General features: G+C 57.4%; 6 protein-coding genes and 1 pseudogene. 5 read left to right on the top strand and 2 right to left on the bottom strand.

The window, feature by feature from the left end:
- The first annotated feature begins 433 nt into the window (after positions 1-433).
- The 4 genes from MTDSW087_RS29315 to MTDSW087_RS29300 all read left to right on the top strand — a co-directional run bounded on the left by MTDSW087_RS29315 (position 434) and on the right by MTDSW087_RS29300 (position 3,812).
- The gene (locus tag MTDSW087_RS29315; protein ID WP_144769256.1) at positions 434-1,714 is read left to right on the top strand and encodes a hypothetical protein; all 1,281 of its coding nucleotides are present in this window, start codon (positions 434-436) and stop codon (positions 1,712-1,714) included.
- Positions 1,715-1,755: 41 nt separating this feature from the next.
- Positions 1,756-1,959 carry a hypothetical protein gene (locus MTDSW087_RS29310; RefSeq protein WP_144769254.1) on the top strand — a complete coding sequence of 68 codons (204 nt, stop codon included), beginning with the start codon at positions 1,756-1,758 and terminating at the stop codon, positions 1,957-1,959.
- 94 nt (positions 1,960-2,053) lie between these two features.
- Entirely contained in the window at positions 2,054-2,596 is a 543-nt protein-coding gene (locus tag MTDSW087_RS29305; RefSeq protein ID WP_144769252.1) for a DUF3102 domain-containing protein, read from the top strand.
- Positions 2,597-2,732: 136 nt separating this feature from the next.
- Complete coding sequence (locus tag MTDSW087_RS29300) at positions 2,733-3,812, top strand: putative sugar O-methyltransferase (protein WP_144769250.1); 1,080 nt, start codon at positions 2,733-2,735, stop codon at positions 3,810-3,812.
- A 130-nt stretch (positions 3,813-3,942) separates the two neighbouring features.
- Here the strand turns inward: MTDSW087_RS29300 and MTDSW087_RS31555 are convergent.
- Positions 3,943-4,277, bottom strand: a pseudogene (locus MTDSW087_RS31555) (transposase).
- Positions 4,278-4,689: 412 nt separating this feature from the next.
- On the opposite strand from MTDSW087_RS31555, the gene MTDSW087_RS29290 reads away from it, so the two are divergent.
- Positions 4,690-5,301 (top strand): recombinase family protein, encoded by a 612-nt coding sequence (locus tag MTDSW087_RS29290; protein WP_144769248.1) that lies wholly within the window; start codon positions 4,690-4,692, stop codon positions 5,299-5,301.
- 58 nt (positions 5,302-5,359) lie between these two features.
- Here MTDSW087_RS29290 and MTDSW087_RS29285 read toward each other — a convergent pair whose 3' ends face one another.
- A complete protein-coding gene (locus MTDSW087_RS29285) occupies positions 5,360-5,746 on the bottom strand; it encodes a helix-turn-helix domain-containing protein (RefSeq protein WP_144769247.1) in 387 nt (128 codons plus the stop codon).
- Positions 5,747-7,617: the final 1,871 nt, after the last annotated feature.

Raw genomic sequence — 7,617 nt, 5'->3', positions numbered from 1 at the left:
CCCTCGTCAGCCTGCCCACCCTGGCAGCCTGATCCTCCCGGCCCAAGCCGGTGATCGCGATGGCTCTCAACGAGCTACACCACGCCAAGGGACACGACCCCACACCGTGCTCGGCAGCACATGGGACAGCGGCGACGGCTCGTGTTCCTTCAATCTGCCCGACCTGCGCGGCATCTTCCTTCGCGGCTACGATATCGGATGCACCTTGGCGACCTACCAAGCTGACGCGCTACAGGGCCATACCCCACGGCGTCTACTCGGCGAGTGCCAGCCTTGCCGGCGGCACCAATACCCTTTCCGTCTTCGGAACGCCCGACATCCCCTCGGTGTAGGGTACGACTGGCGTCACCGGCGCCTCAGGAGCCGGCGAAACCCGGCAGAAGAACATTGCCGTCTTATACTGCGTCAAGTTCTGATTTCGCGAGGCTCACTCATGAAACGGCCCCTCCGCGCGGCGGCCGCCGCCACGATGCTGCTGCATGCCAGCACGGGTGTCGCGCTCGAAGCCTCCAACGTCGAGAATGCCATTAACACGACGCTCGCGGACAACCGCAGCGGTGCCATTACCTCGGCGTCGTTGCGATCCATCCTGCTGCTCATCAACCAGACGGGCCTGCACCTGAACTCAGACGGCTCGATCGCCTTCCCAGGCGGCCCGGCGGTCGGGACCTATGTGAACGGCGCCCTCGCGCTCGCGCCGAAGAGCATCACGGCGCCAAGGTTTGGCAACATCGCCACCCGCATCCTGATCGGAAGTAATCCGGACGGCCAGCAGGGATGGACCGACGCCAAGACTAGGAACCCGACATCGCTCCTCGTAGATGTCGGCGGCTACGGGGATCCGACATTCTCGGGCTTCGCGATCCCAACCTCGATCAGCGGCGCGATAAGTGTGCCGGCAAACGCGGCGGACATCTACCATGCCACTGGCACGGCAGGCTATGCGCGTACCGCGTCGATCCCAGTCGGCGGTGTCGGCCTCTACGGCCAAGGCGATGCCGCCGCACCTGGCGTGACGGCCTGGGGCTTCAACACGCGAACGCAGGACAACGGCTTCCATACGGACGGCCTCTGGGGCGGTGAGATCGATGTCAACATCGACGCGGCCGGCACGCTAGTCCGCGGCCTCGACATCGTCGGGGGCTCGAACGCACAGCCGAGCCTGGCCTCACCGGGCCTGATCGTCCAATCGCCCGGCGTGTTCAAGAAGGGTTCGGCGACCCCAATCTTCTGGGGGCGCGGCGTACTCGTCGATGACGAGAGCGCGCTTACCGGCATTGAAGTCGGCACGAGCCGTGTGCACGCCAATACCGGCTCGATGCCGATCACATTCAAGTATCGCGATGGGGCGAACGCCCGCCTGGAAAGCTTCAGGCTCTATGCTCCCGATGCGTCTGGGGCGATCGAAATCTCGCGACCCAACGGCCTGTTTCAGATCCGCGGCGACATCGACGGTACGAAGGTCAACACCCTGCGCGTTGTCGGCGGCAATGTCGGCCTCGGGGTCGGCGCGCCGAGCGCTCCCTCCTACCCGCTCGACGTATTCGGGGCTGCGCGATTCTCCGGAAAGGTTGGGTTCGGTGGCGAGGCGCCCTCCGAACGATGCTCCCTGCCGGCGGCAGTACCTGCAGACGGATCGGCATCGAACGCGACGCGTGACGCTCTGATCAACGCGGTGCGCGCCTGCCTCATTACCAAGGGTCTGGCCCAGTAGCCGCCCACCCTCCGCACCGTCCCAACAAGAGGCTACCTCCCATGCGTTGGATCACCCGCGCGCTAATGGCGCTCGCCCTGTGCAGCGTGCTCGCCCCTGTAAATGCCCAGACGACGGCCGCCTGCACACGGTTCTCGGGCTTCTCGCTGAGCCTGAACCTCTGCGCGGCACCGACTGGCCTCGGCGGCGTCAGCGCACGCTGCGCGGAACAGACGCTTCAGTCGGCCATTTCCGATTGCCGATGAGATGCCGGTCAGTCGGCTCGACAAATTGGAACTGGGATGAGATGCGGTGTCAGAGACTGTCAGGTAAAGCGGATGGAGAGCGGCGGAGGCCAAAATGGACCAGAAAGCACGATCTCAGATCGCGACCGCCATCGACGCGGCCTGCGAAGCCGCTGAGGTTGGACAACGCGAAAGCGTTCGCCTTGCGGTCGAGTGCGGTCGGATCTTAATCTCCGCAAAGGAGACGATACCGAATGGCGAGTGGGCTGCGTGGTTGCGACTGAACACCCTAATCGACTTTGAGACAGCCCAAATATACATGCAGTTTGCCCGATATGTGGACCATAGACCTGCAGATTCACAAAGCACTACAGACATGTGGCTCCGATCGATGACTTTTCAAGGTCCATCACATGGGTCCGTTGCGGTCAGCGAAACGCTATCGCCTGAGGTTGTGCAGCGCCAGATCATCAGCAACGCACGGGATAGCCCCAACTTGAGCCAGGCGGCTCCCTGGGCTGACGCCGCTCCTCTCTCGGGAATCCAGCGGCGAGAAGAACATTTTCCCAGTCATGGGAATGTTATTCCGGCACTCGAGCAATTTTCTGAAACAGATGCAAGCATAACTGATGTAGGTCAAAGTAAAAATGAGAAATAGAATAAAATTCGACTAGCCAAGGGCGAAGGCGCTTACGCGATTTCGTTCTGCTATCAATTAGCTCTACGTGCGCTTGCGCCGGGAGTGCTTGAAAATCTCGGCAGATCTGTTCTGCGCTAACCTAAGGTGACTTGATATGTCGTATAATGCTGTCCGCGACTGGCAATTTCATCGTCCATATGAACATACAGTTGATGATGTGGCGTCTGTCAAAGACATTGGTAATTATAACGATGCCGCTCTCGTCAGTAGAATAATTGATTTCTATAAGCTAGCCAACAGCACCAGCACAGGAACTCCAAATCATCAGTGGCATCAGGTGGTGCAGGACAAGAGCAGCATACATGAGGCTCTGAACAGCGGAGACGAGCTAGCAGTCACGCAGATTCTGCGTGATCCAGCTTCAAACATGCATTTCTATGGATTCGACAGTCTCTACAAGGGACATGCCGATATGACGCCGCCTTACCAAGCTCTGCAAAGCAGGCTCATCTATAGTCTGTTGGTGCGGCTTTGCGAAGCAGTCGGAGTTTCTCGCCTTGAGAACCCAGAGGCATATAATTTTTCTGATGCCCCCCCTCAGGCGAAGCCCGTTGAAGACCTCCTGCTGGGATTGGACGGGGCTATTGGTTGTAAGATTGATTTTCCAAATCCCTACCCGGGCGAGATCGGCCTTCCCACTATCCGCGGCATCGCTACATACCGATCAGTTCAGGCTATATACCAAGCCTATCGTGCAAGAGACTTATTAACTGCTGCCGGCGGCGGCCGAGTGCTTGAGATCGGCGGCGGGCTCGGGCGTACTGCGTACTACGCCAATCGTTTTGGCATCGAGAGATACACCATCATCGACATCCCAATGACTAGTGTTGCTCAAGCTTACTACCTTGGGTCGACGTTAAGTTCGGGAAGCCTTGCCCTTTATGGTGAAGACGCCTCTCGGAGCATTAACCTTCTGCCGCCTGAAGCATTTCTTACGAGCAACGAAAAATACGATCTCATTCTAAATGTTGACTCTTTGCCTGAGATGCATTCAGATACTTCACACGCCTATATTGCCAGCATCGCGAAGCGCACGCCGATTTTCCTGTCTATCAACCACGAGGCCTTAGGACTGACAGCCCGCGAGATCATAAGCAGCGTCCCAACGCGCAAGGTGTCTCGCTTCCCGTACTGGATGCGACGCGGTTATGTTGAGGAGATCGTGCGGTTCTGAGACCCACGCGAACCATCGAGCAGGTTGCATGTTCATGTGCCGCCATGGCTCAACGCCATGGCGGGTTTCGTTCTTTCAGAGGTAACGCACCCGGTACCCACTGCTCCCTCTTCCTAGGGTTTGGACTCGATCAGCACCAGAAGGCGATGACGGCGGCGAGCGCAACGGCTGAGGCATAGTTGGGCGCCAGCTTGTCGTAGCGGGTGGCGATGCGGCAGAATTCCTTGAGGCGGTTGAAGGCGGCCTCGATGCGCCACCGCTCGCGGTAGCGGCGTTTGTCGTGTCGATCCTCCGTTTGCGGCCGCGCTTGCCTGGGATGACGGGCGTGATACCGCTCGCCCGCAGGTCCGCGCGCAGCCAGTCGGCATCGTAGCCCTTGTCGGCGGCCAGGCGCCGGATCCGACCGGGCCCCTCGACCAGCACCGCCGGGGCGGTGGTGACGTCGCTGGCGTTGCCGGGTGTCAGCTGGAGGATGCCGGGCCGACCGAGGACATCGGTGAGTGCATGGACCTTGGTGGCCTGGCCGCCGCGCGACGGGCCGATGGCCTGCGCTTTCGCCCCCCTTTGCCGTCCTGCGCCGAGCGGTGAGCCCGTACGGAGCTGCTGTCGAAGGCCGCCGCCTCGCCCGCCCAGCCGGCCTTGGCCAGGCCAACCGTCACGCTAACCTTCCACCAAACCCGACGGAGAGGCACCCCATGGAGGCGGATCATCTGAGAAATAAACCATCACCTCCATGCCTTAAAGATATGCGCTAAGCGATGGTTTGGTTCGGTAGGCCCATGCTGAACCACCGTCAGACCGGTTCAGTATAGGCCCATTGACGATCCATACTGAACCGCCATAATGTGCACCATCCTAACTAGACTATTGGTGCGCGATGTTCGTCCGGGCGTATCTGAGAGCAAGCACGACCGAGCAAGACGCTGACCGTGCCCGAGAATCCCTCCAGGCGTTCGCTGACAGCCACGGCCTCAGGATCGCGGCTTGGTATGTGGAGAACGAGAGCGGCGCGTCCTTGGCTCGTCCTGAGTTATTCCGGCTCCTACGGGACGCCCAACCCAACGACATTCTTCTGGCCGAACAGGTCGATCGTCTGAGCCGCCTTACCGGACCGGATTGGGAGAAGTTGAAGGGAGAGATAGCGACTCGGCAGATAAGAGTCGTTGCCCTCGACCTTCCGACCTCCTGGATGATGGCGACGGCTCAGACGGACGAGTTCACAAGCCGTATGTTCCAGGCAATCAACGGCATGATGCTCGATATGCTCGCTGCCGTCGCCCGTAAGGATTACGAGGATCGGAGGAGGCGTCAGGCTCAGGGGCAGGCGAAGGCTAAGGCTGAAGGTCGATACAAGGGCCGTCAGGAAAACGTAGCCCGGAACGCCTCGATAGCCACGATGCTCAGCAAGGGTCTGTCATGGTCCCAGATCGAGAACGCGGTGGGATGCAGCCGGGCCACCATCGCCAAGATCGCAAAACGCGCGGCCTGACATCACGACAATGGATAGCGCCGTCCGGGCTGTGTCGTTCAAGCTTTCCTAGCCGAATTTAACCGGGCATTTGGTCGGTTCGACCCCTCAGTCGGACGCCCATTGAGCGCGCGACCGTCTGAACAAAATCTAAAATACGCTCCCTTTGTCCCTTTTCGCCTATACTTGTATAAATCTCTAATATCTCTGCCGTGCCTCTGACTTTCAATAAATCCAAGTCAGCAGCCGTGATTGACTCTTGCTCAATAATGAATGAGATTGGTGCGGAGTAGAACTTCGCAAGAGCATGAAGACGTGCCACTCCTAGTCGGCATCGTCCCTGTTCGTATTTTTGCAGCATTTGCCAAGAGATGCCAATCGCGTTGGCGGTTTCATCCAAGCTCAAACTTCTAGCTTGACGGAGCCATCGAATCTTCTCACCGATGTGCTGGTCAACTTCAGTCATTGCTTTCGGTGTATGCGTAGCCTTCTCAACCAATGTTACAACTTCTCAGCGATTGATGAAAGGCCAATCACGCCTCTCTTGGCATATTGCATACAATCTGCTCATTGGCAATCGGCAGCTCGCCGCTCTCAAGTAAGCAGAGCGCAACTCAAGATATATTGCTTCGAGCGAATCGGAACCAAGATACGAATGAACACTATCGAACCAATGAAATTGCCGATACGACTGGTTCTTGATCTATATCATCAACCCCTGAATCCGTTGCATATGGGCTATGCTGTTGCGGTGCATCAATAGTATACAAACTCCATTCGAATGTCACTCATGTCAGAAACCACATAGGTAAGCCACAGTTGATAAGCCCCAAGATGATGCCCTTATCCTTCAGAGCTAATTCCTAAGATTGAACCTGAGGAGTCATCCATGCCTGATGGTGCCTCTCGAATAGAGTTCGCCCAGGTTGCTCTCGATGCATACCTCCACGCTGAGGGTGCGAGACGACGATGGGTCGGTGGTGTGCCAGCGTGCGATGTGGTTGATCTGATTACAGACTTACTACTGTTAGCCAAGCACAGAGGATATGACCCGTGTTCAATGCTGACGAAGGCTAAGAGGCATGTGGAAGCCGAGATCGGAGAACGGTGTTGATAGTCAGCCGAAACTTGGCGTTAATCGGCGCATAGAGATCAACTGAGGCACGCCGAGTTTCGTGACCTCATCACCCCCAACTGAAGCCGTGAAATCATAAGACGCTGTTGTATAGTTTAATCATCAAGTTGTTACCGATATCAGGTCGTTACTAGTCGCCGACTACAATAGCGGGACGTAGCGTGACGCCTCTGATGGGCCTAACACTCGCTGAAACACGCCTATTGCGACGTCTTGCCGGCAGATCCCAGAAATCTTTTGAGGTCTGCGAGGCCAATAGTCTGATAGGTCAAGGACTCGCGCGTCTAGACACAGCAAAACGAACACTCATAATCACTGAACGGGGCGAACGCCTATATCTCAATGCCCGTCAATGAGATTGACAGTTCTTGATGTCTATCAAGTTATAGCGGACATTTGACGAACAGATATAGACGTAATCGTGAACGGTTCTAATAGACTTGGCAGTAAGAAGCCCAGATCTGACCTGCTCAAAACAGGGTTCATCGCTGAGTTTGATCGATGCGAGAGCATGGTGGCACTCGAGAAGATTCGAAACGCCTCGCACTCGCTGAAGCTGGCGACAAGCGAACCGATGATCAGGCCGTTGTGGTGGATGGAGCTTGCGAGGGTTCCGAGGACCGACCACACCCACCACCAACATCCGACGATGAGCACGAACGCCAGCCCGAGGAAGTGTTTCAGAGTGTCCTCAGTCAACAGGTTGGCCTTCCGTCGCTCATGCGCCCTCACAGCTTGAGCCTTCGACTACCCGGTGGTGTGGTGATGCCCGTCCGTGCCACAGCCGATCCTGACCCATTCTGAGCAGCCGTATAGGGCGTTGAACGAGAGGGCAGGGGATCAGAGATAGCCAAACCCAACGGAACCATCAGGAGCGCCAGAGACAGAAGCGTAGCGGCCAGGATGCGCGACATGAGCCAACCAATGCACGAGGAACCTGAACTCATCGGTGGATCAAAGCGAACCAAGGCGAACCCGGCTTGCAAGTCATTATAGAGGACTACCTTGCATCAGGAAGTCAGACACGGTTAATCTGAACTCCGCAAGGAGAACAGATATGGATGAGTCTAAGAAGCCAACCATCGTTCGGCATTCTAAGAACGTGACCTGACCGGCTGGCTTTGGACCGGGCTGATTGAGAGGATCAGCCAGGACTGAAGGAGTCGGACATGCGGCGAGGTCAGAAGACGAGCGCGGAGCAG

It is taken from the genome of Methylobacterium dankookense (assembly GCF_902141855.1).
Lineage (GTDB): Bacteria > Pseudomonadota > Alphaproteobacteria > Rhizobiales > Beijerinckiaceae > Methylobacterium > Methylobacterium dankookense.
The sequence above is the reverse complement of the archived record's forward strand: the minus strand, read 5'-3'. Positions and strand labels throughout refer to the sequence as shown.